The following is a 2,209-nucleotide window of genomic DNA, read 5'->3' as shown; positions in this document are numbered from 1 at the left end:
TTCTGTTTCTTGGCCGATTTGCTGCTGCAGGAGCTCCGCTTCATTGTCCAATGCTCTTTTGGTCTGCCTGACTAAATCAGGAGAATCCTGACAAAGGCGGTTCAGCCATAGGCTCAGCCTTTCAGTTTGCCCGCTCAGGGTCTGCTGCATATCATCCATATCTGCCTCGGCTTCTCTAAACTGCTCCTGATTTAATAAATGCGTGTCCATCAAACTGGCTTCATCATACTGATAGCTCATCTCTTACTGCTCCTTAATCATTCCAAAATAATAGGGTTAGGCAGCTGAGGCTGAGGAAAACGGCCTAAAAAATCCTGCGCTGCTGCAGCTGCTTTTCCTTCAAAGCCAGCTCCTAAATCAGCAGGCAGGCTAGCAGAGAGGTAAGTTTTCAAATCTGTTTTTTCTTGCTGCAGCTCTTTTTTCAGCCGCTGTTTTTCAGCTCGGATTTTTTGTTTCTGAACGGCTATCGCGGCTTTAATCACCAGACGCTCCTGCGCCTTAAGCGCCTCAGTATAAGCCTCCTGCAGTTTGCCTTAAATCAACGGTTCCCAGTTTAGCTAATTGTTCCAGCATACGCCCTCCTTAACGAAACAGTTCAGCACCCGCTTGGTCGGCAGCCGTTAAGTCCTCCGCACCAGCCATCAGCTTTTGAGTAAAAGCAGTCAGTTCTTCCTGGGTCCGATCGCCTTCAGCCAGTGCTGCGGCTTCATTGCCTTCATCCCAAACCTTTTCCATACTCATCTCCGACAGCAGTTCAGACACTTCTCCTTCCGATAAGTGCTGAGACAGACTGCGAATGTCCCTCTCAAAAGTTTTGAGCTGACTGTCAATCGTTTCCTTGCTCTGACTGATACGGCTTTTAACCCTAAAGTTAAAGCTTTCAGCCTTCGCTTGGGCCGACTGAGCTGCCGCTGTGACCAGCTCCTGACGCAGCAGAATTTTTTGCGAACCTGAGGCCGACTGAAGCTGACTGCGCAGGCTGGTTAAGCGGTTTTGGGCCGCCGCAAAATCCAGCGCTTTGGGGTCAGCAAGGGCAAAGCTGCCGTATTTTTCCTTATATTCCTTGACATAGTCGCGGTAGTCCGTACTGTCTGACCAGGTGCTGGGGTCTTTCAGATCCCAGCCTTTAGCATTTTTGGCCTTCATTTTAGCCACCTTTATCACCTGCTCCTTGGTCATGCCGGAAGCAAACTGACCGTGCTTAACATACCAGTCTATATCCAGACCATTCCCCTTGATACGGGGAAAAGCCGTGTCATGGTCGGAAATAGGGTCCCCTGTGCCTTCAACAATATATTTCTTGCCATAAGGAATATCCCCATGATTTTTCCCATCCAGATAGGTCACATCTCTGGTCGAATCCATATAAATGGTGGCGTGCTGATCCAGCCAAGCCTTCTCCTCAGCGGTTATACCTTTAGGATTAGCCTTAGAATAGAGGGCGCTGCTGGCTGCCCAGTCCATGAAGTTGGTGATTTTGGGAACCTGATGCGCTGCGGCCACTTTAGCAACTGCCGGACCCGACTGGCTGAAGCCGGACATGTTGGAAATGGTCCCGCCGCCATGGTCTTTTTCCAGTTTGGCAGCTGTGCTGTCATAAAAATCGGAAATATCGTCCACCTGTGGGGTCATCCCGCTTCTAGCTTCGATCACATTTTTAGTGGATTCAGTGAAACCAGGCTGGGTCCCTGCCACAACGATAGCCGTTTGGCTGTAGTCGGTCGTGCCATCAACAACCGGGGCTACAGCAATGGCCTGAGTTGTTCCATTTATTTTATCTATAACTTCATATTCGTTACTTTCAACTACTTTCCCGTTTGAATTAAGTGTTTCTACAGGAATGTTATCACCTTTTAACACCGTTTCGTCACTGCATAAATCCTTTGTTACATTTTGAATTGCTTGTATATCTTGATGAGTCAATGCCATTTCCAATGTTCTCCTTTCTTGATTTCTAAATTATAGGTTATATCAATCTTAGGACTGCCTTGGGAAGATTTTTTAACATTTTTTAGTTTGTTATACTTAATTAATGTATTCATATTGTCATCTAACCCTTTATCTTCCTTTCTTATGGCTTTATCTGGTAACTCATCGTAATTAGAAACATCAATAACACCTTCTTGACCGACTAATTCTATAATTTCATTTCCGAAACTGTCAAACTGCAAAGTTAAGTCTGCTCCAATACCATAAGTTACATGGTGTA

The 2,209-nt window shown here is 46.2% G+C and carries 3 protein-coding genes and 1 pseudogene; all 4 read right to left on the bottom strand.

Features of this window, described 5'->3' with window-relative positions; genetic code table 11:
* Positions 1–240, bottom strand: a 240-nt coding sequence (locus tag AB3329_RS11585) for a hypothetical protein (RefSeq protein WP_368396311.1), incomplete at its 3' end; no start/stop codon positions are given.
* Positions 241–257: 17 nt separating this feature from the next.
* Positions 258–482, bottom strand: a complete 225-nt coding sequence (locus tag AB3329_RS11580) for a hypothetical protein (protein WP_368396310.1) — start codon at positions 480–482, stop codon at positions 258–260.
* A gap of 100 nt (positions 483–582) precedes the next feature.
* On the bottom strand, positions 583–1,929 hold the full coding sequence (locus AB3329_RS11575) for a hypothetical protein (RefSeq protein ID WP_368396309.1): 1,347 nt from the start codon (positions 1,927–1,929) through the stop codon (positions 583–585).
* A pseudogene (locus AB3329_RS11570) lies at positions 1,920–2,209 on the bottom strand (hypothetical protein); the annotation flags it as partial. The gene AB3329_RS11575 and the pseudogene AB3329_RS11570, both read right to left, overlap by 10 nt.

It is taken from the genome of Streptococcus huangxiaojuni, assembly GCF_040930515.1.
GTDB lineage: Bacteria > Bacillota > Bacilli > Lactobacillales > Streptococcaceae > Streptococcus > Streptococcus huangxiaojuni.
This window is presented reverse-complemented; position numbering and strand designations above follow the sequence as displayed.

Excerpts from the sequence above, each read along its gene's own strand:
- AB3329_RS11575 (WP_368396309.1), bottom strand. The coding sequence starts at position 1,929 with ATGGCATTGACTCATCAAGATATACAAGCAATTCAAAATGTAACAAAG.